The sequence below is a fragment of the Bacillus sp. EE-W1 genome, from assembly GCF_009760835.1.
GTDB lineage: Bacteria > Bacillota > Bacilli > Bacillales > Bacillaceae_G > Bacillus_A > Bacillus_A wiedmannii.
The window spans coordinates 17,327-40,153 of the sequence record NZ_WIPE01000101.1; the positions used below are offsets into that span (position 1 = coordinate 17,327).

Below are 22,827 nucleotides of genomic sequence, written 5' to 3' on the forward strand. Positions count from 1 at the left end.
ATAAAAAAGAGGCGCTCTATTGAGCCGCCTCTTTTTACTTTTCACGTTTTTCTTTAATTGCTACTGTACATCTTGATATACATAGTAAATCATCATTCTCATCAATAATACGTACATCCCAAACCATCGTTGAATGTCCTCTATGTATCGGTGTTCCGATCGCTGTTACAATCCCATCTTTCTTTGAGCGAATGTGATTTGCATTAATTTCTAGACCGAAACAAATACATTTCTCTTGATCAATTAAATTGTATGAACCAACACTTGCTACTGTTTCCGCTAATGCAAGAGATGCACCGCCGTGTAAAAAACCAAACGGCTGATGCGTACGCTCATCAACAGGCATCGTAGCAACCACCTTATCTTCTGTCATCTCTAACAACTCAATTCCAAGTGAATCCATTAAAGTTTTTCCCATATCGTTTCCTCCTTCTCTTACTTTAATTGAATGTATAATTTTACCTATTTATTTTCAAACTACTTATAACACTTATATAAGGAGGTTTCACCTAAATGAAACAGAAATTTTGTATATTACTGCTTATGTTCTCCTTGCTGACTATTGTACCAAATTGTGCACTAGCAGCCAAAGCATCCAACCTGACAATCGATGTTCAGACTGTAACACAAAAAGGTAAGAAACCTTATATAGAATATCAAATTAACAGACCTTCGTTTCACAATTTTCCCGATTCTAAATTTCAAAATAAGCTCAATTTCTATTACAAAAAATCTACTGACAAATTTAAAACAAAATTAGAAAAAGACGCAAAAAAATATTATAAAGAAACAGAAGGATCTAGTACACCTTTTCATCCGTACGTGGCGAATGTTGATTATAAAGTCTCCCTAAATAAACCACCGTTGCTCAGCCTATATGTGAATTACTATCAATATACAGGCGGAGCACACGGTCTTTATAAGTGGAAGGCAAACACATTTGATTTAAAAGAAAAAAAGTTACTACACTTAGACGATCTATTTCAACCAGAAGATAAATATAAAGAAATAATCCGTGCTGAGATTGTAAGACAAATTAAACAAAATGAAAGTATTTATTTTCCCGATGCAACTGAAAAGGTCATGAGCACGAAAAAGTTCCACTTCTTTTTAGAACCGGACAATCTCGTCATTTATTTCCCTTTATATGAGATTGCTCCTTATTCAAGCGGAATCCCTCAATTTCGTATTCCGTATACGTTGCTAAGAGAGTATTTGAAGCCTTCTTATCAAAATATTTTGATTGACAACAAGTAAATATTTTCGCTACGATAATGTTAACCTAAAAACAACAGGAGGTTAACATTATGAGGAGATTTCATGTTTTAGATTTAGCATTAGCTGCCATGTTCGTCGCTCTTATGGCCATTGGTGCAAATATTGTATCTTGGGCACCATTCCTGCAAGTAGCGGGTATCCCATTATCTATGCAACCATTTTTCGCAATTTTAGCAGGGCTTCTTCTTGGAAGTAGACTTGGCGCATTATCAATGACTGTGTATATGCTCGTTGGCTTAGCTGGTGCACCAATCTTCGCTAACTTCAAAGCTGGATTCGGAGCGCTTTTAGATCCTACTGGTGGTTTTATTATTGCATTTATTATCGTTGCTTACGTATCCGGAAAACTAGTAGAACAAAAAGAACGACCAACATTCAGTACATTTGCAATTGCCTCTTTCACAGGAATCATTTTAACGTATATTATCGGTACTACTTATATGTACGGGGCAGTCAATTTCTTCATGGGTGGTAATATGAGTTATAAAGCGGCTTGGATGATTATGATGTGGTTCGCAGTAAAAGATATTGCATTTACCATTATCGGTGCTATTATCGCACCTCGCATATACTATGCTGTACGTCGTTCCGCTTATCAGCATTCTCATTCGACGATTTCATAATAAAAAAGAGTTATTTCAGTACACTGAAATAACTCCTTTTTTACATTAAGACTGTTGCTTCGTGTGTTCTTCTAAAATTTTCTGCATCATTGGAACCATGTCATCACGTAATTCTGGGTGTCGCAGAGCCATTTCGATTGTCGTTTGAACGAATCCTAACTTTTCACCTACGTCGTAGCGCTTTCCTTCGAAATCGTAAGCAAATACACGTTGAATTTCGTTTAAGTTTTGGATTGCATCTGTTAACTGAATTTCACCACCAGCACCAACATGTTGCTGTTCTAAGAACATGAAGATTTCAGGTGTTAAAACGTAACGTCCCATAATTGCTAAGTTTGAAGGTGCTGTACCTGCTGCTGGTTTCTCAACGAAATTGCGAACTTGGTAACGACGTCCTTCCTGCTCTAATGGGTCGATAATTCCATAACGGTGTGTTTCGTCTTCTGGAACCGTTTGTACACCAATAACAGAAGAAAGCGTTTTATCATATTCTTCAATTAATTGACGTAAACATGGTTTTTCAGCTTGAACGATATCATCACCTAATAAAACAGCGAATGGCTCATCACCAATGAATTTACGTGCACACCAAACAGCGTGTCCTAATCCTTTTGGTTCTTTTTGACGGATATAGTGAATATCTACCATTTTTGAAGAAGCCTGTACTTTTTCAAGTAACTCATACTTTTTCTTTTCTAATAAGTTTTGCTCTAACTCAAATGCATTATCAAAATGATCTTCAATAGAGCGCTTCGTTTTACCAGTAACGATAATAATATCTTCGATTCCTGATTTTATTGCTTCTTCTACAATGTATTGGATAGTTGGTTTATCTACTATCGGTAACATTTCTTTTGGCATTGCTTTTGTAGCTGGTAAAAAACGTGTTCCTAATCCAGCTGCTGGGATTATGGCTTTTCTTACTTTTTTCATCACAAAATACCCTCTCTTCTGTCAGAATCAATAACGATTATTTCCTTACATAAAACAAAAGGGAGGTTTCACTCCCTTTCGTTCCTTACTACTTAAAATTACTTTATATTATAAACGATTCATAATATCTTCTTTAATAGTAAGTAACTTTTGTTCACTATTTTGTAAAGAATTATCTTGAACACCGAAGTAGAACTTAATCTTCGGTTCAGTTCCAGATGGGCGTAGGCAGAACCAAGAACCATCTTCTAATTGATATTTTAACACATTTGATTTCGGTAAGTGAATCTCTTCTTTATGTCCATCTTGTAAAGATGTAACGATGCTCGCTTTATAGTCTTCAACAGCTACAACTGTTAAGCCCGCTACTTCTTTCGGAGGATTTTCACGGAATGTTGCCATCATTTCTTGAATTTGTTCCGCTCCATCTTTTCCTTTTAACGTTAACGATACAAGATCTTCACGGAAGAAACCGTACTTCTCAAATACTTCTAATAAACCATCGTATAACGTTTTACCTTGTGATTTGTAGTATGCAGCTACTTCACATGCAAATAGAACAGATTGTACTGCATCTTTATCACGACAGAATGGACGGATTAAATAACCATAGCTTTCCTCATAACCGAATTGGAATTCGTATTGTCCGCTTTCTTCATACTGTTTAATTTTCTCACCGATAAATTTAAATCCAGTTAACGTATCAACTGTATCTAAACCGTATGCTTTCGCGATTGTACGGCCAATTTCAGACGTTACGATTGTTTTTAATACAACACCGTTCTCTGGAAGCGTTCCGTTTTCTTTCTTTTGAGATAATAAGTAATCAAGCATTAATGCACCTGTTTGGTTACCCGTTAATACTTGGAACTCACCATCGTGATTACGAACTGCAACGCCTAGACGGTCTGCGTCAGGATCCGTTGCGATTAACACATCTGCTCCTACCTTCTCACCGTCACGAATTGCATACTCAAACGCTGCATGCTCTTCTGGGTTCGGTGATTTTACTGTAGAGAAGTTCGGATCTGGTAACTCTTGCTCTTTTACAACTGTTACATCTGTAAATCCAACTTCTTCTAAACCACGGCGCACAGAAATATTTGATGTTCCATGTAATGGTGTAAAGACGATTTTTAAGTCTTTTCCAACATTTTGTACCATTTCTTTATTAATGATGACATTGTTCAATTCTGTTGCATATGCATCATCTACTTCTTGTCCAACAATATGTAATAAACCGTCAGCTTTTAATTGCTCCACATTAGCAACCTCAACTGTTAACTCATCCTCTACTGCATTTACATAGCTAATTAACTCATCAGCTTCTTTTGGAGGCAACTGCCCACCATCTTCACCATATACTTTATAACCGTTATATTCCGGCGGATTATGGCTTGCCGTAAGAACGATTCCACTTACTGTATGTAAATGACGAACTGCGAAAGAAAGCACTGGCGTTGGGCGTAAGCTTTCAAACACATATGTTGTGATACCGTGTGCACCAAGTGTAGCAGCTACTTCCATTGCAAATTCAGGTGATTTATGACGAGAATCGTACGCTACAACAACACCGCGTTTTTTCGCTTCTTCACCTAATTTTTCAATAAACTTCGCTAATCCTTGTGTTGCTTTACGAACTGTATATACGTTCAAACGGTTCGTACCAGCACCAAGTTCACCACGCATACCACCTGTGCCGAATTCTAGATTTTTATAAAAGCTGTCCTCAATTTTCTTCTCATCTTGCTTCATGTTTTCTAACTGTTCTTTTAGTTCTGCGTCTAACTCTGCATAGGAAAGCCAGCGACTAAATTCTTGTTTCCAGCTCATATTTCTATCTCCTCTCGCTTGTCATACCTTTATTATATGAAAAAAACAACCTGTATCTCAATATTTTTTACAATCTAACAGGATTTTACTAGGAATATTTGTATACACTATGGTTAAATACTCCACTAAAGGGAATGAGGATTATGCAAGAATGGGGCTTGTCAGAAGAGCTCAAAATACAAACAAAGCAAATGATTGAAATTGCTGAGAAAGAATTATCAATTATGAGACAAGCAATTGATAAAGAAGATGAATGTATTTTGTGCAAAATGGAAGATATTCATCATATGTTAGCAAACGTACAAACATTGGCAGCTACATACTATATTCAAGCGTATTTATCACCTTATACTGAAAGCTCACATTCTATTACAGCAACTGTCCAACATTTAAGCGCCCGAAAACACGGGGCTCTTATTGTTGTGGAAAGAAACGAACCACTTGACTCTCTCATTCAAACTGGAACAACATTACATGCTCATTTAACCTCACCGTTACTTGAATCCATTTTCTATCCAGGTAACCCTCTTCATGACGGAGCCGTTCTCGTTAAAAATGATCATATTGTTTCAGCTGCCAATATTCTTCCGTTAACGAAAAGCACAGAAGTTGATCCTGAACTAGGAACACGTCACAGAGCTGCGATTGGCTTATCAGAAAAAAGCGACGCACTTATTTTAGTTGTCTCTGAAGAAACAGGTCGCACTTCATTCGCTTTAAATGGAACGTTATATACGATTTCTTTATAGGATCCATCTTTTCCTATAGAACAGTACAATAGGAAATGAAATTATATCGACTTAACGACAAAAAATGACAATAATCATACCAATAAAAAAGGCTGTTCCAAAATATCGGAACAGCCTTCTCTTATGGATCTTACTCTTCTCCGAAACGTTCAACAAGTGTTGCAAGTGTACGTACCATTGCACCTGTTGCTCCAGCTGGCCCTAAATCATGCGCTCCTGACGTTTCAGATGTTCCAGCGATGTCTAAGTGTACCCAAGGTGTATCTTCAGCAAATTCACCTAAGAATGTACCTGCCATAACCGCATGTCCTTCGCGGCCTGGTGAGTTATTTAAATCGGCAAACTTACTGTTTCGAACGCGTTCTTTATCACGATCAAAAATCGGTAATTGCCAAATTGATTCATCTGTTTCCATAGACGCCTCTAGCACTTGCTCAAACAACTCTTCATTGTTTGTCATTGCGCCTGTCGTCTGATTTCCAAGTGCAACAATTACACCACCTGTTAATGTCGCAACATCAATAAGATAGTTTGCACCTAGTTTTTTCGCATACGTAATACCGTCAGCTAACGCTAGGCGACCTTCTGCATCTGTATTTAATACTTCAATTGTTTTTCCGCTCATAGATGTGATTACATCGTCTGGCTTAAATGCTGTACCACTTACAACGTTATCAGTTGATGGAATAACAGCGATCACATTTTGCTCTGGGCGAAGTTCACCGATAATTTCCATCGCACCTAATACAGACGCAGCACCGCCCATATCACCTTTCATACCGACCATGCCTTCACGTGGTTTTAAAGAATAACCACCTGTATCGTATGTAATCCCTTTTCCAACGAATCCAATGACATCTGTCCACTCTTCTTTTCCTTTATAAATAAGAGCAATCATTTTTGGTGGCTCTGTACTACCTTGGTTTACTGCAAGTAACGCGCCCATACCAAGATCTTCCATCTCTTCTTTCTCAAGAACTTTATAATCCATATCATACTTTTCCGCTAACTCAACAGCATACTCAGCAAGCTTTGTTGCTGTTAATACGTTTGGCGGCATATTTACAAGTGTACGAGCTGAATTTGTTGCACGTCCATGTACGTAGCCAACTGTTAATGCAGCTTCAATTTCTTGTGCATCTTCTGCTGTAATAGCCGTGAACTTCTCTAGTTCCACACGATCCTTTTTATCTGATTTATACGTTTGTAACTCATATGTACCAAGACCTTGTACTTCTGCTGCAATATGAGCTACATCAATTGCATCTAATTTCTCTGTTACGAAAGAATCAAGTAAGATTGTTGCATCTTGTACTTTTGCTGCTTGTAACGTTTTAAATGCCTTACCAAGAGCAGCACGCAACGTTTCTGTCGTGTAAGACTCTTTCTTACCTAAACCAACGAAATAATAACGTTTCACATTTGTTTTTCCTAAACTATGTACTTTTGAAATAGCTTTCTTCTTCGTAGAAAGTTCTTTCTCTTCTAATAAAACTTGTAGTTGTCCTTCAAACGCTTTGTCCAGTTCTTGTACAAAACTACTCGTTTTCTCTTCTTCAAATAAGGCAACGATTACCGCTTCATGGCTTGCTAATTCTTTTTGTACTTGAAACATGTTCAGACCCCCTAAATTTCTCTACTCTGCCTTTATTATAACTTTATTTTCGATAAAATGCGACAATTCTAACTTCTGTTACATCCTATATAATCCATATTTCTTCTATTTATAAAATAAAAAAGTCTAGCGTAATTACCACTAGACTATCTTTGTTTTAAATATTGACCACGAAACACTTGCATCGTTTCGTCTTGATTTAACATCGTTAACTCTTCTTCTGAAAACTTACCATTTCCAACTTTCACTACATACACATTCACTTTTTTCTTACCCCATTGGCTATAAACATCTTTCACCGTATCATAATACAGATCAAGACGGTTTCCTTTTATTGCACCGCCCTTATCAGCTACTACACCGTACCCATAACCTGGTACGAATAGAATCGTTCCAATTGGGAATACGCGTAAGTCCGCAGCGATTGTGGAATATAAATCCCTTTTCACCTTAACTCCTGAATATGTAATACCATACTCCGGATGTCCCGGTCTCTTACCAGTTGACTCAATTCCCGACGTATAACCTGTTGCAGTCATTTCAATTGAACGATATTTAGACCAGTCGTTTGCCTGCTCTAAAGCATTTATCACTTCTTTACTCGGAGCAACATTTCTCTTAACTTCTGCTGCATGTACTTCTTTTGCACTCGTTCCCTCATATTTCTTTACAATCTCTAATAAAGAAACTCCTGTGAAAGCATTCCATGTTACGCATAATGCGGATACAAGTAAACAAGTCATCATAATGCGAATACAATATCGTTTTAACATTTTTATATTCCACACTCCTTCATCGTTAATCATTCCCTATACGATGAAGGAATATGCAAAAAAATAATCCCCAAATGAATTGGAGATTAAAACATTTGATATCCGCTTTTCCGAAGTTTCTTAATGACAATTCCGGCTAAAGCAGCACCTACTAATCCAGTAGATAGAATAAACACATCTGCCTGCCCTAAATGCGATACACTTGTCCCAAATGAAGAGAATGTTTCTTTCGGCTTTGAAAAATAATCCCACACACTCGCCTTATTAATAATAAGTATACAAACAATCGGATACACAATAACCATTACCCATGTCGCTCGCAATATCATGTTGAGTAAAAATCCAATTCCAAAAAACAAAATAAAAAATAACATCATTGAAATAAGTAGTACTGGTATACTCACTCTTTCTCCCTCTCCTTCGCATGCGCCGTAAATACATGATAGGCTGTATAACCAAATTGCTCTCCTGGATCTAATGTTTTGTTCATCTCAAGATGTAGTTCTGATCTTCCTTCAAACAAATATTTGATAAGTAGAGACGTATTTGGATCGTCCGCAATCGTATCTGGATGTAAAAATGCTACTTCAGACAATTCCTTCTCCTGTACAATAATGTTTTCTCCTTCAGGCTCCAAAAGGAAAATAATCATATTATCACTAATCTCATTGCGAATCACGCCCGATCGAACACCAATGATCCCCTTCACATGAGCGACGATACCTGTCTCTTCTAACACTTCACGTTTCACAGCTTCATCAACCGTCTCACCTTCATTTACAAAACCAGCCGGCAAAGACCATTTCCCCTTTAATCCACTATATTTTTTCTTAACGAACAGCCACCTGCCATCTTTTGTAGCTACTAAGCCACCAACAGCTAGCCATACTTTCCCTCGCTTCTCCATGATGTAATACCCTCCTCTATCAGAACGGACAGAATATTCTTTCTTTTTTATATATTATACTATATTTTTTAAATGAAAAAAGCAGAAACAGCTCTTAGCCGTTTCTGCTTTTTCTACTATATATTAAAAGAACTTTAATTTACCTTTTTTAAGAACTAATAAAGGTCCACCTAATAAGAATAGGTAACGGTTATCGATAACTTTCTTCATGAAGGAAGCTTTCCAACCTGTTAACTTTTTGCCCATAACAACGCCCATTGCATCGTCATGACCTAAAGAACATACAGATCCTTTATTGTCGAATGCGAATTTTTTCATTTCGCCTTTACCACGAACTAACACAGTTAAGTTGTGTGCAATGTTGTAACCTTCTTGAATTGCGATTTGTGCCGTTGGTGGGTATGGACGATTAATTTCTTCGTTAATGATTAACGCTGCGTCACCAACCATAAATACATCTTCGTATCCTGGAGCGTGCATGTACTCATCAACTTTTACACGTCCGCGCATTGCTTCAAAGCCAGACTCTTCTACAATACCGTTACCACGAACACCCGCAGCCCAAACTACTGTTTCAGACTTAATTAATTCAGTATCATCGCCGTTTGCAACGATAATACCTTCTTCAGTTGCTTCTTTAATTGCTGTACCGATGCGGAATTCTACACCTTTTTTCTCAAGTTGTTTTACAGCGTATTCTACTAATGCCGGATCGAAACCTGGAAGTGCTGTCGGAGCAGCTTCTACACAGATAATACGTGCTTTTTCACGTGGTACATTGTACTCTTTGCAAAGTTCAGGAACACGGTTTGCAAGCTCACCTACGTACTCGATACCAGTAAATCCAGCACCACCAACAACGATTGTTACTAACTCATCGCGCTTTTCAGTTGCATATTTAGCGAAACTAGCTTCCATATGCTCACGAATTTCACGAGTTGCATTAATGTTAGCAATTGAGAATGCATGCTCTTTTAATCCTGTAATTCCGAATGTTTCTGATTCGAAACCAAGACCGATTACTAAATAGTCATACTCTAGCTCGCCGTCTTTTAAGATGATGCGTTTTTCAGCAGCTTTAATTTCTACTACTGTGTCTTGTACAAAGTTCACTTTATTTGTATCAATAACGTCTTGAATATCTAGACAGATTTTTTCATCTTGTAATGTACCAGCTGCGCTCTCATGTAACCAAGTCGCTTGGTAGTGATAGCTGTTGTTGTTTACTAACGTAATTTCAGCTTCATTTACAGATAATGCTTTTTGCAGACGAACAGTCGTAATCATCCCGCCATAACCTGCACCTAAAACTACGATTTTTGGAGTCTTCACCAAATCACAACCCTTTTCTTTATATAATAGTAATGAAAAATAATACCAAGTACTAAAAACTATATTTGTCAAGAATGTGGAATTTATCACATTCTATATCATAACAAAACGCAGTCAAAAAATCGTACGAATTTTGTCATAGAAATTTAACATAATACTTCCCTATATTAGTCGGTTTTATTCCAGAATTCAAGCGTCTGGAGAATTATCAATATTTTAAAATAACATAGCGTTTTCAAGGGTTTTTCAGCCTTTTTTTCATGTATTTTCCTTTCACCATATTTTATACAATTAAAAAAGCATCTATGCGAAAACTTACACACAATTCAGTCGTTTTCAGAAGTATTATGAACTCAAATATGCTATCATTTATTTGAAAGTGTCATCATTTGCAGGATTTTCGTGTACATATGAACAATATATGAAATCAATATCAAAATTCCATCTATAGGGGGAATGAAAGTGGCAGAAAATCAAAAAGTTTACGACATAACGATTATTGGTGGTGGTCCAACAGGGCTGTTCACAGCATTTTATGGCGGTATGAGACAAGCAAGTGTAAAAATCATTGAAAGCTTACCTCAACTTGGAGGACAATTATCCGCACTCTACCCTGAAAAATACATTTATGATGTAGCTGGATTTCCAAAAGTGCGCGCACAAGAACTAGTTGATAACTTAAAAGAGCAAATGAAGAAATTTGATCCAACCGTTTGTTTAGAAGAAGCTGTTGATACGCTTGAGAAACAAGCTGACGGTATATTTAAACTTGTTACGAATAAGCAAACTCACTATTCTAAATCAGTTATTATTACTGCTGGCAATGGTGCTTTCCAACCACGCCGCTTAGAATTAGAAGGTACAGCAAAGTATGAAAAGAAAAACTTACATTATTTCGTTGATGATATGAATAAATTTGCTGGTAAGCGCGTCGTAGTATTTGGCGGCGGCGACTCAGCTGTTGATTGGACAATGATGTTAGAGCCGATCGCTGAAAAAGTTACAATCGTTCATCGCCGTGATAAGTTCCGTGCACATGAACATAGCGTAGAAAGCTTAATGAATTCTCGTGCAGAAGTAAGCACACCGTACATACCAGTAGAACTCATTGGTGATGACAACATTGAACAAGTCGTTCTTCAGCATATAAAAACGGAAGAAAAAATTATCATCGATGTGGATGATGTCATCGTAAACTACGGCTTCGTTTCCTCTCTTGGCCCAATTAAAAATTGGGGCTTAGATATACAAAAAAACAGCATTCTCGTGAATTCGAAAATGGAAACAAATATTCCTGGCATTTACGCTGCTGGTGACATTTGTACATATGAAGGAAAAGTAAAACTCATTGCTTGCGGCTTCGGTGAAGCACCAACAGCAGTAAACAATGCAAAAGCTTACTTCGATCCAAACGCAAAACTTCAACCGATGCACAGCTCTAGTATGTTTTAATATAGAAATGAAAAGAGCTCCTTTTATGCGAAGGAGTTCTTTTGTTATTGTGCTACCGTATCCTTCCAAAATATGTTACAATCAATAAGAACAAACGTTCTTATCAATGAGGGGGATATTTTAAAATGAAAGAACCTATTATCGTAAAAAAAGAAGCTTTCCAAGCAATCGGTATTTCGATTACGACGACAAATGAAATAGAGGCATCTACTGAAGGAAAAATTCCAGGGCTTTGGAACCAATACTTCCAAGAACAAATGATGCATCACATCCCAAATCAACAAACGAAAGAAACATTCGCGTTCTACTCAAATTATGAATCAGATGAAACTGGTACATATCAATTTACGATCGGTATGCCCGTTTCTTCATTAGAAGACGCACCTGAAAATATGACACCTTTAACAATACCTGCTGCTACGTATGCGGTATTTACAACGAGAAAGGGGCCAGTTGCTGAAGTCGTTTGTGAGGCTTGGGAATATATTTGGCAATGGTCAAAAGAAAACAAACGTGCTTTTACAACAGACTTTGAGCTTTATGATGAAAAAGCAACAGATCCAACCAACGTACAATTGGATATTTATATTGCATTAGCCTGAACGACAAAAAAGAAGATACCATTTGGTATCTTCTTTTTTGTCGTTAAATAGCCACTGTGCAAACCCAACATTATTGTCTACAATGAGAAAGTGTAGTATAGAAATATTAGAAACTGTATAAAACGATTGTTAATAGGTTTTTCAGTTTAAATTTGTCACATAGAAAGGAAGCAATATGGAGGAACTACAACAAAATAAATCTGCTTTAAAAGAAAATGCGAAACCGTTATTAAAAAATACGAATTTCCTTTTTCTTTGGGCAGCTACTCTTTTTTCAAGTTTTGCTTTAGCCTTTTTTACTTTTTCACAAACGTGGTACATAGCAAAAACATTAAACCTTGAGGCTTCACTCGGTGTTGTTTTCGTAGCTCTTAGTGTTCCAAGGCTTATTTTTATGATTATCGGCGGTGCTGTAGCTGATAAATTCCCGAAAAAAAACATTATGTTTTATTCTAATATTATTCGTGCTATTCTCGTCGCAACCATCCTTACATGGTTCATCGTAGGTGATGTAACACTATATACATTTGCTTTATTCGCTTTATTCTTTGGGCTTGCTGATGCTTTTTTCTGGTCAGCTGATGGATCTATCTTGCCTGAACTTGTAGAAAAAAGCCGTTTAACACAAGCAAACTCACTTACACAAATGTCAAATCAAGCATCGGTCATCTTAGGCCCTGTACTTGGCGGAATTCTTATCAAATTTACGAACTATGAAACGATCTTTTCGATCACGATTTTATTACTAATCGTTGCAGCCATACTCGTTCAAAAAATACAATTTACGATGCCAGAACAGCAAAATACAGACAAAGGCATGTTCACTTCTATTAAAGAAGGAATCTTATATGTAAAGGAATCACCATTCCTTTCAACCTTCCTTATTTGTAGTGCCTTTTTAAACTTATTTTTAATCGGTCCAATGCAAGTCGGTTTCCCGCTTTTCGTTAAAAATGTTCTGCACGGTGACTCGCTTCAGTTTAGTTACTTAGAAGCATCTGTAGGAGGCGGAATGGCGATAGGCGCTGTCATTGTCGGTTTAAAAAATATTAATCGTAGACGCGGTCTATTTTGCATTATCATGATGCTACTATCTGGTGTATTCTTCTTATCCATCAACTTTAGCACCGTACTGTGGCAAGCATTATTAGCTGGCATGTTTTACGGTATTACAATTGCAATGGCTATCGTTCCGCTTATGGCGATGATTCAATCGACAGTAAAAGAAGAAATGATGGGACGCGTAATGAGTTTACTTATGCTCTCATCAATGGGCTTTATCCCGCTTTCTTATGCATTCACATCAATCGCACTTGCAATAGGAATTCCAATCGTAACCGTTATGAAAAGCGGTGCAATCGCCGTTATCGTCTTCGTACTATTTGTAGCGATTCGTGTTCCAGTTGTAAGAAAGTTTGATTAACTACTTGGAGTCATGTGTTATACGCATGGCTCTTTTTTAAACGGATCAAATAACGGTATCCCCTTACTTCTTCTCAAGGCTGCTCCCCATTCTAATCCAATTTCTAAAAATAAATCCCGCACTGTACTATATAAAAGAGCCTTCACATTTTTACGGATTTCCCCGTATTTATACGCTCTCACAACACTCTTTACTCGCCAAATGAAATTTCCATACACTTCTTCATCAGCTAATATTTGCTCCAGTAAAACACCTTGCTCTAGTAACCCGCTCTTTTTATATGCAAGTTCCACCTTACTCCAAAATATATTAATCTTTTTCGGATTACGCGTCATTGGCACAAGTGCGTATATAAAAGGCTTCGGTATATCATGACGGCAATACGTCTCATCAAGTTCGTACGTTTCTTTTCTATTCTCTTTTATTTGTGGAATGTTTTTAGAAAAAATTGTTTCCCCTTCACTTTTTTGCTCATTTTTACTACAGCTATCTACACGATCCTCACTTTCACATGCGGACAGTTTCATACGGTCATCCATGCGGTCAATTGCAGATGTAAGAAATACATATAAGTTCGCACTATATCCGCCGCGCTTATGTCTTTCTTTTGTCGCAACACGCTTTATAATTCCTAGTTCCTCTAACTTTGCAATTGAACGGCGTACTGTACGAATGCTCTTTCCAACTTTCGTAGCAATCGTCTCCATTAACGGACAAGCAACTCCCACTGTTTTTTGTTTCTCATTCACCGCATACTTCCCTAAAAAATGAATGATGGTTGTATCCGTTTTATTTAATTCAAATCGATAGCACTTCAAAACTTGTTTTTGATATGTATTAAACTCTTCTTTACTTCGAAATTCACTATATGGTTTCATTAAATTATATAAGCTTCCCATTTTTATCACCTCATTTATAGGTAAGAGTCAGGAAGAAAAATTGGCGGGATATTTTAAATTTTTTTGGAGGTGACAATATGATCGTAATTAGCGCTTGTTTAGGTGGTATCGCTTGTCGGTATGATGGAAATGACAATCTCGTTTCAAAAATAGAGGAGCTACTGCAACAAGAAGATACAGTCCTCATTTGTCCTGAAGTATTAGGAGGATTATCAACGCCTCGTCCTTCAGCTGAAATTATTGGGGGGAATGGCGATGACGTTTTAGATGGAAAAGCAAAAGTGGTGACAAAAGACGGTGAAGATGTCACAGCAGCTTTCGTGAGCGGTGCTTATAAAGCTCTAGAACAAATGAAAGGTTTACACCCAGAATATATTATTTTGAAAGAACGCAGTCCATCTTGTGGTAGTTCTACGATTTACACTGGAGAATTTAACGGGAATAAACAAACTGGTTACGGGGTAACAACTGCTTTATTCAAAAGACATGGATTTAAAGTCATTTCAGAAGAGGATTTTGAGAATATAAAAAGGAATTGACCCTGTTCGTCAATTCCTTTTTTCTTTCTTATTTTGCACCTAGTTTTTCTTTCACTTTCGCAGGAAGCTCATCTTTCTTTACTTCTTCCCAAGCTGTTACACCTTTTTTATCTGAGTGATATACACGTAAGAATGCATCTTTACGAAGATTTTTTGGAGCTGTGAATTCTAATTCTTTTTCTTCTCCACCTTTATCGAATCCTTTTAATTTATACTCGAAATATTTATGTGGCTCTCCGTTATCAAACTTCTCATTTTTTTCAATTCCATCAGCTGTGATTTGAACGTAATACTCATCTTTCCCCATACGGTTAATATCACAACCAACTAACAAACTTGCGAATACAACTAAAATACTAAACAGTGCAATATATCTTTTCATTTCCTTCACCTCATATGTTTTTTCTTATATTCTTATCTTAAAGCCCATAGCTTAAAGAAGAAATTCAAAAACATGACATGAACATTACACTTTTGTAAGATAATAATTATTTCTTCACTTTAGAAACCTTCATCCCGTCACCAATTGGAATGAGTACGGATTCTAAACTCAGATGAGTTGCTATTACTTCATTAAAATTCTTCATACACATAAACCGACCTCTAATTATGCAAAAGACAACAATCGTAAGAAAATAGATGAAAAATAATAATTCCTTACTCAACCAACTAGCGGTAAGGACTTCGAGCGTGAGGGCTTTCAGAATATGCTTAAAGCAATGCGTGAAGGTGATACGCTCTATATAAAATCTATCGACCGACTAGGCAGAAACAAAGCGCAGATAAAAGAATACCTTGAATACTTCAAGAAAGAAAAGATTCGTGTTAAAATCATCGACTTACCTACGACTATGGCAGACATACCAGCGGGTCAAGACTGGGTTATTGATATGATTAATAATATTATTATCGAGGTTTATACATCTATCGCAGAACAAGAAAGAAGAACGATAAAAGAGCGTCAACGTGAAGGTATCGACGCAGCAGCAGCGAAGGGAAAACACCTCGGGCGTCCTGTTATGGCACTTCCCGAAAACTGGGATAACTTATACTGCGATTGGAAAGGCGGAAAGATAAAAGCAGTCGAGTTTATGGCGGCTGTTAATATGAAGAAAGCAACGTTCTATAAGAAGATAAAAGAATACGAGGCAGCGCAGTAATTGGCGGTGTCTTTTTTTTATGATTAGGTACGTAAAGAATAAACCCCGTGAGTTTTAAGACCTCCCTCCAGCAGAACGAGCAGCAGTTATATAGCCGCCAACCACAGCGCTACACACACGCCAATCTGACGATATTTCCCCCCGTGACATCGCTTATTTTGTAAATTCACGTAACCATTTAAGTTACACGTAAATCATCGTAAACATTACAGTCGCAAGGGGTTCGCTATTTCATCGAAAATATTATACGAGTTTACATCAATTAACCTTTTATAGCTTTCGATAACTTTTACCAACTTTCGCTACACATAAATATAAAACGCTAACTTACTCCGCACATCAAATGGTAGATAACGCTACATTCTATTACATTCGAATGCAAATTAATAGCTTTTCATAGCTTTCGATAACTTTCATTACATACCGCAAATATGTCCTTTTATCACACATCGACCAATGCATATATATGGTATAATTTTCTTGCAAAAATATTAAGAAAAGAAGGGATGGTATGGTACAAATAAAAGTAACACCTGAACGTTTAGAGCAAGCAGCCAAGACAGTAAAGGACGTACGGTACACCTTAGAACAGATACATAACGATTTATATAATCAAACAGAAAACATTGCCGCGACCTGGATAGGAGCAACCAGTCAACATTTCTATCAAATGTTTAACGAAGCTAAGCCGAAAATGTTCACTGTTTTAATGGAATTCGATAAAATAGCTGACGAACTAGAAAGAGCTGCGGAAAAATTCCGCACGGCAGATGCTGAGTACGACGGCAATCTAGTTGAAGGTGAGACCGCAGCTAGTGCATCTTCTTCGAAAAAAGGTGACGATAGTTTAGAGAAAGCTGCTAGAGACTTAGCGGGCGAGCTATCGGGTGAATACGATGTGCGACGCGTTATGGAAGGTGTTGATCCTGACACTGGCGAAAAGCTTTCGTGGTGGGATCGCACTGGCGCTGGTGTTATGGTTTTTGCGGGTCTTACTCCGCTAGGAAAAGGAATAAAAGTAGTTAAAGGTGCCAAAAAGGTAGCTGATGCCGTAGATACTGCGAAAAAGATAGACAAGACCGCGGAAGCAGTAAAAGCCCAAAGACAGGTACAAATAGGAATAAATCAAGCAACTGGGAGAGCATTTGAAAAAGAAGTATATAAGGACTTCTCAAAAGAAGTAGATACAGTAGTAGAACAAATAACTTTAAAGACTAATAAAACAGGGACAAAGACAAGGCTTGATTTTCTAGGGGCGAATAAAGATTTAGAAGATATAAGAATAGTTGAAGCAAAAGGTTCGCCAACTGCTCCCCTTACTAAAAAACAAAAAATTGCGATTCCCGAAATTGAAGAACACGGCGCAACAGTTGTAGGTAAAGGAAAACCACCATTTGTAGGTGGCACGGAAATACCTCCAACTAAAGTTGAAATTAGAAGAAAACAATAGATAAGAGGTGTTTTTATGTCTTTATATGAATTAGAAAAAGTTGACTTTATGGGCTACAATCAAGAAGAAAAAATAGCCTATTTAGTCATTGCTGATGAATTAGACTGGACTGATGAAGAAAAACATATTGAGTTACTGCAAGAAAAAATCAATTTGTATTTAGGTTTTATAGAAAGTGAAGAAGTTTACGAAAGATATCCCGAAGTAAAAGGGTATAATTTTGTTATTAAAATCTACGGTAAACATCGTTGCACTAAATGGGGCAAAGAGTTTTTAGAAAAGGTTGACGAAGTCCTTGTAGAAGCGGGATACGGTTTTCAATACGTGCATGAGCCATATGATGAGATTAAAGAAACAGATAATACAATTAACTAAGCGACGTATAAACGCCGCTTTTTTTTATTTCCCTCTCCGCTTTCGCCAAGCACCTATCATATCTGTAATATTTGCCGCAAATACAGCTAGTCCGAATCTTACTGCGACTGCACTAAGATTTTACTTTTATTTTCTGTAATGTAAATGGATCACAGCCGTTTAAAATCATATTTTTAGCCCACGTATGACGATAAACATGCGCAGTTACCTTCTTACCTTTAATACCTGCCTTTTCTGCGTAATACTTTAAGCGCTTATTAAAATGATTCGCTCCTAGTAACTCACCGAAGCAAGAAAGGAATATGCGGTCTGTTTTAAAATGCGCCCTATTCTCTTCGATAAGCTGTAGTAAGAGCTTCGCAACAAATGCCGATATTGGTACATATCTAGGTTTGCGGTTTTTATTCCGTTCACCCGTCAACGTTATAAAGCGTGTTTTAAAATCAATCTCTTCCACTCGTAAATTAAGAGCCTCATTAATACGTAACCCGCTATCTAATAACAAATTAATAATTACAAAGTCTCGAAAACCTACATAATCTCGTTGATTAGGTTGCGCTAAGACCGCTTTTACTTCATCCTCTGTTAAACAATTCGTAAGGTCTATGTCTTGACGCAACAATCTTACATTGTCCATCGGATTGTACTCTATTAACTCTTCACGCTCTAAGTAATTCAACATTGAGCGGTAAGTACGCAGCCTTATATTAATTGTCGTTTCTTTTAACCCTCTTTCTTCTCGATTAGTAATAAACTTGTGACCATCGTAACGTATGGCATCGTACTGTAAATAGTTAATATAGTTACGGAAAATATCTGCTGTAAGTTCGTTAACATAATCTATATCGGAATAATTTTCTGCAAGCCAATCGGTAAAATAGCCCCACATCTTCATATAGTCTGTTAGCGTTCGTTCTCGCAGACCCTCTGCTTTTTTACCTGCTATCGCTATATCGAGAGCTTGCCGTAAGGTTATCTTAGGGTACGACTTGTGCGTAGTGCGCTCAGCTCGCTTCTTCTTACGTTTTAATGCCAATAAAAAACCCCCCTCAACGAATGAATTTTGTAATTCACCGTCAAGAAGGGTCGGTATTATTAATCCTTATAGATGCGCAGTAGGGTTACGTAGATACACTTAGTTACTTGTGTATGGTCGAATTTCGAACGTTATCTACCGCCCTCAATTCTCCATCCTCACCCTATACGCTTCATGTTTACGAAAAGATTTCACGCTAATATCTCGATACTAAAAACGTTGATTTGACGCACTTTTTCGTACTAGCACTCTTCTGGCTTACCAGCATTCGTCGCCGTACGGAAAGATGATCCACATCCGCATGATGCGATTGCGTTTGGATTGTCGATTGTGAATCCACCGCCAAGCATAGATTGTTTATAATCAATTTTTACTCCTTTAACAATTGGAGCACTTTCTGTATCGATAACAAATTCAACACCGAAAAATTCAAGAACTGTGTCGTCTTCTTTTGGTTCTACTTCAAATCCTAAGCCGTAAGAAAGGCCAGTACATCCGCCGCCATGTACAGCAAGGCGCACGTACTTCTCTCCATCTTCAGCATCTTTTAACATATCTTTAATTTGAAAAGCTGCTTGTTCTGTTACTTCAATCATGAAATACACCATCCTTTCTGTTCTCATTCTATTATACATCTTTACGCTTCTATCTTGTACTCATACACTCCGCGGCAAATTACTTCCGCTGGTCCTTTCATTAACACATTACCTTCTTCTGTCCATGCAATCATTAAATCGCCACCAGCTAAATGAACTATAATTTCCTTACCACGTTCCATTTTCCCATTTAAAATAGAGGCTACAACTGCAGCACACGCCCCTGTTCCGCAAGCTTGTGTTACACCAGATCCACGTTCCCAAACACGGAAGTTCATCTCTGCATCATTCAAAATTTCGACGAATTCAACATTTACTCGCTCTGGGAACATTTCATGTGTCTCCAGGACTGGACCAAGTGTTGTAAGAGGTGCTTGCTCTACATCATCAACAAAAATAACCGCATGCGGATTCCCCATTGAAACAGCTGTAAATGCATAACGATGATTATTGTATAAGAAGTTTTCACGAATAAATGGTGTTTCACCTTCACCAAGCATCGGTATTTCTGCACGTGTTAAACGCGGTGCTCCCATATCGATTTTCGCTAATGTAACTTTCCCTTCTTCTACCGTTACTTCCGCTGTTACAATACCAGCTAACGTTTCAATTTTGAAAACTGTTTCTTCTACTAGTTTATGCTCATACGCATATTTCGCTACGCAGCGTAAACCGTTACCACAGCTCTTTCCTTCTGAACCATCATTATTAAACATGCGCATTTTCACCGGAGCTACGTCAGATGGACAAATTAAAATCATTCCATCTGCTCCAATACCAGTATTAATATTTGAAACCTTTTCCGCCACAAGAACTAAATCTTCTTCAGGAATTTGTTCTTCAAACATATTTACATATATATAACTATTGCCAAGACCATGCATTTTTGTAAAAGAAAATTGGCTCATTTGTATTCACTCCAAAAATAGTTTGTTATTTTAAGTATAAAATGCACGCTTTTAGAACACAATATGAATGTCCCCCGTTTCTCATATTTGACAACATTTGGCGATGAGCCATTCTTGCACAAATTGTGTAAGAAAAAAAGCCCTTCTACAAGGGCCTTTTTTTATTTATATACAATATTATCCTCCCCCGCGAAAGAAGATTTTATCTAATAGAAAAAGGTGCTGCTGATTGCAACACCTTAAAACATTGGATTTTCATCCAAATACTCATATACATTATGGACAAGTTCTTCTACTGTAGCACCTTGTACGACTTCACCATTTACAAGTGCAAACGGCCCTTCAAAACAAATACCACAATATCCTAAACAACCATATTCCATTACATCTAAATTCGGATCTTTTTCTAATTTCTCTAAAGCTGCTTGTGAACCACTCGCAAGGTTACCTACACAAAATTCAATTAATGGTTTAATCAAAATTCTCCCCCCTGTACTACAAAACAAATTACCTTCTGACTATCTATAAGAAGAAAACTAAGCTGTCTCTTGTTGTTTTCGTTATACATTCTAAACTATTTAGTTACTTCACTATTTCACTTCAAAGTAGATGGACTTATTTTATATAACATGCTACTCGCAATGAAATAGTAATTAAAAAGGAAAAACAGTTTACTTTACTTTTCTTCTTATTGTACAACAGAGTATTCATTCATGCATTGTTATTTGTTCACAAATTCGATATAATTTGATTGAGTAAAGTCAAAATATTTTATTAATATAAAATTGTATGATTAGGGGATATTTCAACAGAAAAGGGGTAATCCATCATGAAACACCTCGTAATACTAGGTGGCGGCTACGGTGGAATGAGAATTCTGCAGCGGCTACTTCCAAGCAACCAACTTCCAGATGATGTACAAGTGACATTAATCGACAAAGTACCATACCATTGCTTCAAAACTGAATATTATGCATTAGTTGCGGGTACTATTTCAGAAACACATATTCGTATACCGTTTCCCGAGCACCCACGCCTCAATATTCAATACGGCACAATAACAAATATTGATCTCGAAGAAAAAGCTGTTCATCTCGATGGCGGCGAAGCAATCCCATATGATGATTTAATTATCGGTCTTGGCTGTGAGGATAAATATCATAACGTTCCTGGGGCGAAGGAATATACACATAGCCTACAATCGATTGAACAAACACGTAAGACATATGAACAATTAAATAGTCTAGAACCAAACGCAACAGTAGCTGTCGTTGGTGCTGGATTAAGTGGCGTTGAAGTTGCAAGTGAACTTCGCGAAAGCCGTTCTGATTTAAAAATTCACTTATTTGATCGAAAAGATAGAATTCTATTCCCATATCCAGAAAAATTAAGTAGATACGTAGAAGAATGGTTCGTAAAACATAAGGTTACTATTATACGAAACTCTAACATTACAAAAGTAGAACCAAATATTGTGTACAACCACGATGAACCACTTGAATGTGATGCAATCGTCTGGACAGCTGGTATTCAAGCAAATGAAGTTGTTCGAAACCTTCCAGTTGAACAAGATGGTAGCGGACGGGTTGTTTTAACAAAATATCACAATATTCCAAATAACGAGCACGTGTATGTTGTAGGAGATTGCGCAGCACTTCCACACGCTCCATCTGCACAACTTGCTGAAGGTCAAGGAGAACAAATTGTCCAAATATTATTAAAACGTTGGAATAATGAACCACTTCCTGACGAACTACCTGTAATTAAATTAAAAGGTGTTCTCGGCTCTCTTGGTAAGAAGCACGGCTTCGGTTTACTAGCAAACCAACCATTAATGGGACGTGTACCGAGATTATTAAAATCCGGTCTTCTTTGGATGTACAAATATCATAAAGGTTAATACTTTACAGACTGTCTACTAAATAGGCAGTCTCTTTTATGAGTTAAAATATAATTATCAGACACATCTTTCTCAATATGGATGATGATTTATTTTTCATTTTTATATTAAAAACTATTGATAAACAGTGTATGCTATTTATAAGTTGTTTTATTATTTCCTTTAAGACCGAAGTCATTCGGTCTTATTTTTTATGTTGTAAATACTTTTACAGGAGGTATTCCATTTCACTTATGAACTTAACGAAACTAAACGATCGAATAGAAGCGAAGAAGATAGAATTGATCTATCTCGTTGAAAAGTACGGATTCACTCATGATAAAGTGATTTCTTTCAGCCAAGAATTAGATCGTTTACTTAACTTATTAATAGAACTCAAGACGAAGAAAAAACGTTGTTCTTTATAACCGTTATCCTCTCTTTTTTGATACGATAGAACTAGAA

General features: G+C 37.0%; 26 protein-coding genes and 1 pseudogene. 12 read left to right on the top strand and 15 right to left on the bottom strand.

Going from position 1 to position 22,827, the window contains the following annotated elements; all coding sequences use genetic code 11:
• Positions 1 to 34: 34 nt before the first annotated feature.
• The gene (locus GFJ36_RS25250) at positions 35 to 418 is read right to left on the bottom strand and encodes a hotdog fold thioesterase (RefSeq protein WP_000520763.1); all 384 of its coding nucleotides are present in this window, start codon (positions 416 to 418) and stop codon (positions 35 to 37) included.
• A gap of 95 nt (positions 419 to 513) precedes the next feature.
• Between GFJ36_RS25250 and GFJ36_RS25255 the strand changes: the two genes are divergently transcribed.
• Together GFJ36_RS25255 and GFJ36_RS25260 are read left to right on the top strand one after the other, a co-directional pair.
• Positions 514 to 1,257 (top strand): DUF3298 and DUF4163 domain-containing protein, encoded by a 744-nt coding sequence (locus GFJ36_RS25255; RefSeq protein ID WP_088064702.1) that lies wholly within the window; start codon positions 514 to 516, stop codon positions 1,255 to 1,257.
• 50 nt (positions 1,258 to 1,307) lie between these two features.
• Positions 1,308 to 1,901 carry a biotin transporter BioY gene (locus GFJ36_RS25260; protein ID WP_001252151.1) on the top strand — a complete coding sequence of 198 codons (594 nt, stop codon included), beginning with the start codon at positions 1,308 to 1,310 and terminating at the stop codon, positions 1,899 to 1,901.
• A 45-nt stretch (positions 1,902 to 1,946) separates the two neighbouring features.
• Here GFJ36_RS25260 and galU read toward each other — a convergent pair whose 3' ends face one another.
• Together galU and GFJ36_RS25270 are read right to left on the bottom strand one after the other, a co-directional pair.
• Positions 1,947 to 2,834 carry a UTP--glucose-1-phosphate uridylyltransferase GalU gene (gene galU, locus GFJ36_RS25265; protein WP_087986056.1) on the bottom strand — a complete coding sequence of 296 codons (888 nt, stop codon included), beginning with the start codon at positions 2,832 to 2,834 and terminating at the stop codon, positions 1,947 to 1,949.
• A 108-nt stretch (positions 2,835 to 2,942) separates the two neighbouring features.
• Entirely contained in the window at positions 2,943 to 4,667 is a 1,725-nt protein-coding gene (locus tag GFJ36_RS25270) for a phospho-sugar mutase (protein ID WP_088064703.1), read from the bottom strand.
• Between the two features lie 143 nt (positions 4,668 to 4,810).
• On the opposite strand from GFJ36_RS25270, the gene cdaS reads away from it, so the two are divergent.
• Positions 4,811 to 5,416 (top strand): sporulation-specific diadenylate cyclase CdaS, encoded by a 606-nt coding sequence (gene cdaS, locus GFJ36_RS25275; protein ID WP_070169194.1) that lies wholly within the window; start codon positions 4,811 to 4,813, stop codon positions 5,414 to 5,416.
• Positions 5,417 to 5,546: 130 nt separating this feature from the next.
• Here cdaS and pepA read toward each other — a convergent pair whose 3' ends face one another.
• From pepA to GFJ36_RS25300, 5 genes are all read right to left on the bottom strand, one after another.
• Complete coding sequence (pepA, locus tag GFJ36_RS25280; protein WP_097891430.1) at positions 5,547 to 7,031, bottom strand: cytosol aminopeptidase; 1,485 nt, start codon at positions 7,029 to 7,031, stop codon at positions 5,547 to 5,549.
• 146 nt (positions 7,032 to 7,177) lie between these two features.
• On the bottom strand, positions 7,178 to 7,804 hold the full coding sequence (locus tag GFJ36_RS25285; protein WP_000920109.1) for a 3D domain-containing protein: 627 nt from the start codon (positions 7,802 to 7,804) through the stop codon (positions 7,178 to 7,180).
• An 86-nt stretch (positions 7,805 to 7,890) separates the two neighbouring features.
• Positions 7,891 to 8,208 (bottom strand): YuiB family protein, encoded by a 318-nt coding sequence (locus GFJ36_RS25290; protein ID WP_000027007.1) that lies wholly within the window; start codon positions 8,206 to 8,208, stop codon positions 7,891 to 7,893.
• Entirely contained in the window at positions 8,205 to 8,711 is a 507-nt protein-coding gene (locus tag GFJ36_RS25295; RefSeq protein ID WP_000415296.1) for an NUDIX hydrolase, read from the bottom strand. Before GFJ36_RS25295 ends, GFJ36_RS25290 begins: the two co-directional genes overlap by 4 nt.
• A 123-nt stretch (positions 8,712 to 8,834) precedes the next feature.
• On the bottom strand, positions 8,835 to 10,043 hold the full coding sequence (locus GFJ36_RS25300; RefSeq protein ID WP_000856605.1) for an NAD(P)/FAD-dependent oxidoreductase: 1,209 nt from the start codon (positions 10,041 to 10,043) through the stop codon (positions 8,835 to 8,837).
• A 462-nt stretch (positions 10,044 to 10,505) separates the two neighbouring features.
• On the opposite strand from GFJ36_RS25300, the gene GFJ36_RS25305 reads away from it, so the two are divergent.
• The 3 genes from GFJ36_RS25305 to GFJ36_RS25315 all read left to right on the top strand — a co-directional run bounded on the left by GFJ36_RS25305 (position 10,506) and on the right by GFJ36_RS25315 (position 13,520).
• Positions 10,506 to 11,495, top strand: a complete 990-nt coding sequence (locus GFJ36_RS25305) for an NAD(P)/FAD-dependent oxidoreductase (protein ID WP_048542263.1) — start codon at positions 10,506 to 10,508, stop codon at positions 11,493 to 11,495.
• A gap of 125 nt (positions 11,496 to 11,620) precedes the next feature.
• Positions 11,621 to 12,097, top strand: coding sequence for a GyrI-like domain-containing protein (locus tag GFJ36_RS25310; RefSeq protein WP_097891428.1), 477 nt, complete (start codon positions 11,621 to 11,623; stop codon positions 12,095 to 12,097).
• 175 nt (positions 12,098 to 12,272) lie between these two features.
• Positions 12,273 to 13,520, top strand: a complete 1,248-nt coding sequence (locus GFJ36_RS25315) for an MFS transporter (RefSeq protein WP_046959971.1) — start codon at positions 12,273 to 12,275, stop codon at positions 13,518 to 13,520.
• A 17-nt stretch (positions 13,521 to 13,537) separates the two neighbouring features.
• Here the strand turns inward: GFJ36_RS25315 and GFJ36_RS25320 are convergent, their stop codons facing one another.
• Positions 13,538 to 14,419, bottom strand: coding sequence for a helix-turn-helix domain-containing protein (locus tag GFJ36_RS25320; RefSeq protein WP_157349776.1), 882 nt, complete (start codon positions 14,417 to 14,419; stop codon positions 13,538 to 13,540).
• Positions 14,420 to 14,496: 77 nt separating this feature from the next.
• On the opposite strand from GFJ36_RS25320, the gene GFJ36_RS25325 reads away from it, so the two are divergent.
• Complete coding sequence (locus GFJ36_RS25325; RefSeq protein WP_097891424.1) at positions 14,497 to 14,958, top strand: 2-thiouracil desulfurase family protein; 462 nt, start codon at positions 14,497 to 14,499, stop codon at positions 14,956 to 14,958.
• 28 nt (positions 14,959 to 14,986) lie between these two features.
• Here the strand turns inward: GFJ36_RS25325 and GFJ36_RS25330 are convergent, their stop codons facing one another.
• Entirely contained in the window at positions 14,987 to 15,340 is a 354-nt protein-coding gene (locus tag GFJ36_RS25330) for a YxeA family protein (protein ID WP_064472480.1), read from the bottom strand.
• A gap of 106 nt (positions 15,341 to 15,446) precedes the next feature.
• Positions 15,447 to 15,551 carry a methyltransferase gene (locus tag GFJ36_RS25335; protein WP_241661622.1) on the bottom strand — a complete coding sequence of 35 codons (105 nt, stop codon included), beginning with the start codon at positions 15,549 to 15,551 and terminating at the stop codon, positions 15,447 to 15,449.
• A 78-nt stretch (positions 15,552 to 15,629) separates the two neighbouring features.
• On the opposite strand from GFJ36_RS25335, the pseudogene GFJ36_RS25340 reads away from it, so the two are divergent.
• The 3 genes and pseudogenes from GFJ36_RS25340 to GFJ36_RS25350 all read left to right on the top strand — a co-directional run.
• Positions 15,630 to 16,118: pseudogene (locus GFJ36_RS25340) on the top strand (recombinase family protein); the annotation flags it as partial.
• A 511-nt stretch (positions 16,119 to 16,629) separates the two neighbouring features.
• Positions 16,630 to 17,568: a WXG100 family type VII secretion target gene (locus tag GFJ36_RS25345; RefSeq protein WP_157349777.1), complete on the top strand. Its 939-nt coding sequence runs from the start codon at positions 16,630 to 16,632 to the stop codon at positions 17,566 to 17,568.
• Positions 17,569 to 17,583: 15 nt separating this feature from the next.
• Positions 17,584 to 17,943, top strand: coding sequence for a DUF6572 domain-containing protein (locus GFJ36_RS25350; protein ID WP_087986034.1), 360 nt, complete (start codon positions 17,584 to 17,586; stop codon positions 17,941 to 17,943).
• Positions 17,944 to 18,055: 112 nt separating this feature from the next.
• On the opposite strand, the gene GFJ36_RS25355 is transcribed toward GFJ36_RS25350, so the two are convergent.
• The 4 genes from GFJ36_RS25355 to GFJ36_RS25370 form a co-directional block, all read right to left on the bottom strand.
• Positions 18,056 to 18,979 carry a tyrosine-type recombinase/integrase gene (locus GFJ36_RS25355; protein WP_242016035.1) on the bottom strand — a complete coding sequence of 308 codons (924 nt, stop codon included), beginning with the start codon at positions 18,977 to 18,979 and terminating at the stop codon, positions 18,056 to 18,058.
• A 242-nt stretch (positions 18,980 to 19,221) separates the two neighbouring features.
• Positions 19,222 to 19,575 carry a HesB/IscA family protein gene (locus GFJ36_RS25360; protein WP_000573830.1) on the bottom strand — a complete coding sequence of 118 codons (354 nt, stop codon included), beginning with the start codon at positions 19,573 to 19,575 and terminating at the stop codon, positions 19,222 to 19,224.
• A gap of 41 nt (positions 19,576 to 19,616) precedes the next feature.
• On the bottom strand, positions 19,617 to 20,483 hold the full coding sequence (gene dapF / locus GFJ36_RS25365) for a diaminopimelate epimerase (protein WP_000077407.1): 867 nt from the start codon (positions 20,481 to 20,483) through the stop codon (positions 19,617 to 19,619).
• A gap of 239 nt (positions 20,484 to 20,722) precedes the next feature.
• Positions 20,723 to 20,962 carry a YuzB family protein gene (locus tag GFJ36_RS25370; RefSeq protein ID WP_000595024.1) on the bottom strand — a complete coding sequence of 80 codons (240 nt, stop codon included), beginning with the start codon at positions 20,960 to 20,962 and terminating at the stop codon, positions 20,723 to 20,725.
• Positions 20,963 to 21,312: 350 nt separating this feature from the next.
• Here GFJ36_RS25370 and GFJ36_RS25375 point away from each other — a divergent pair, with 350 nt between their 5' ends.
• Positions 21,313 to 22,383, top strand: coding sequence for an NAD(P)/FAD-dependent oxidoreductase (locus GFJ36_RS25375; protein WP_000682062.1), 1,071 nt, complete (start codon positions 21,313 to 21,315; stop codon positions 22,381 to 22,383).
• A 233-nt stretch (positions 22,384 to 22,616) separates the two neighbouring features.
• Positions 22,617 to 22,790 carry an aspartyl-phosphate phosphatase Spo0E family protein gene (locus GFJ36_RS25380; RefSeq protein WP_060488142.1) on the top strand — a complete coding sequence of 58 codons (174 nt, stop codon included), beginning with the start codon at positions 22,617 to 22,619 and terminating at the stop codon, positions 22,788 to 22,790.
• Positions 22,791 to 22,827: the final 37 nt, after the last annotated feature.

Bases quoted from the DNA above. Each gene is read 5' to 3' on its own strand.
- GFJ36_RS25250 (WP_000520763.1), bottom strand. From the start codon at position 418: ATGGGAAAAACTTTAATGGATTCACTTGGAATTGAGTTGTTAGAGATG.
- GFJ36_RS25255 (WP_088064702.1), top strand. From the start codon at position 514: ATGAAACAGAAATTTTGTATATTACTGCTTATGTTCTCCTTGCTGACT.
- GFJ36_RS25260 (WP_001252151.1), top strand. From the start codon at position 1,308: ATGAGGAGATTTCATGTTTTAGATTTAGCATTAGCTGCCATGTTCGTC.
- galU (WP_087986056.1), bottom strand. From the start codon at position 2,834: ATGAAAAAAGTAAGAAAAGCCATAATCCCAGCAGCTGGATTAGGAACA.
- GFJ36_RS25270 (WP_088064703.1), bottom strand. From the start codon at position 4,667: ATGAGCTGGAAACAAGAATTTAGTCGCTGGCTTTCCTATGCAGAGTTA.
- cdaS (WP_070169194.1), top strand. From the start codon at position 4,811: ATGCAAGAATGGGGCTTGTCAGAAGAGCTCAAAATACAAACAAAGCAA.
- pepA (WP_097891430.1), bottom strand. From the start codon at position 7,031: ATGTTTCAAGTACAAAAAGAATTAGCAAGCCATGAAGCGGTAATCGTT.
- GFJ36_RS25285 (WP_000920109.1), bottom strand. From the start codon at position 7,804: ATGTTAAAACGATATTGTATTCGCATTATGATGACTTGTTTACTTGTA.
- GFJ36_RS25295 (WP_000415296.1), bottom strand. From the start codon at position 8,711: ATGGAGAAGCGAGGGAAAGTATGGCTAGCTGTTGGTGGCTTAGTAGCT.
- GFJ36_RS25310 (WP_097891428.1), top strand. From the start codon at position 11,621: ATGAAAGAACCTATTATCGTAAAAAAAGAAGCTTTCCAAGCAATCGGT.
- GFJ36_RS25315 (WP_046959971.1), top strand. From the start codon at position 12,273: ATGGAGGAACTACAACAAAATAAATCTGCTTTAAAAGAAAATGCGAAA.
- GFJ36_RS25320 (WP_157349776.1), bottom strand. From the start codon at position 14,419: ATGGGAAGCTTATATAATTTAATGAAACCATATAGTGAATTTCGAAGT.
- GFJ36_RS25325 (WP_097891424.1), top strand. From the start codon at position 14,497: ATGATCGTAATTAGCGCTTGTTTAGGTGGTATCGCTTGTCGGTATGAT.
- GFJ36_RS25330 (WP_064472480.1), bottom strand. From the start codon at position 15,340: ATGAAAAGATATATTGCACTGTTTAGTATTTTAGTTGTATTCGCAAGT.
- GFJ36_RS25335 (WP_241661622.1), bottom strand. From the start codon at position 15,551: ATGTGTATGAAGAATTTTAATGAAGTAATAGCAACTCATCTGAGTTTA.
- GFJ36_RS25345 (WP_157349777.1), top strand. From the start codon at position 16,630: ATGGTACAAATAAAAGTAACACCTGAACGTTTAGAGCAAGCAGCCAAG.
- GFJ36_RS25350 (WP_087986034.1), top strand. From the start codon at position 17,584: ATGTCTTTATATGAATTAGAAAAAGTTGACTTTATGGGCTACAATCAA.
- GFJ36_RS25360 (WP_000573830.1), bottom strand. From the start codon at position 19,575: ATGATTGAAGTAACAGAACAAGCAGCTTTTCAAATTAAAGATATGTTA.
- dapF (WP_000077407.1), bottom strand. From the start codon at position 20,483: ATGAGCCAATTTTCTTTTACAAAAATGCATGGTCTTGGCAATAGTTAT.
- GFJ36_RS25375 (WP_000682062.1), top strand. From the start codon at position 21,313: ATGAAACACCTCGTAATACTAGGTGGCGGCTACGGTGGAATGAGAATT.
- GFJ36_RS25380 (WP_060488142.1), top strand. From the start codon at position 22,617: ATGAACTTAACGAAACTAAACGATCGAATAGAAGCGAAGAAGATAGAA.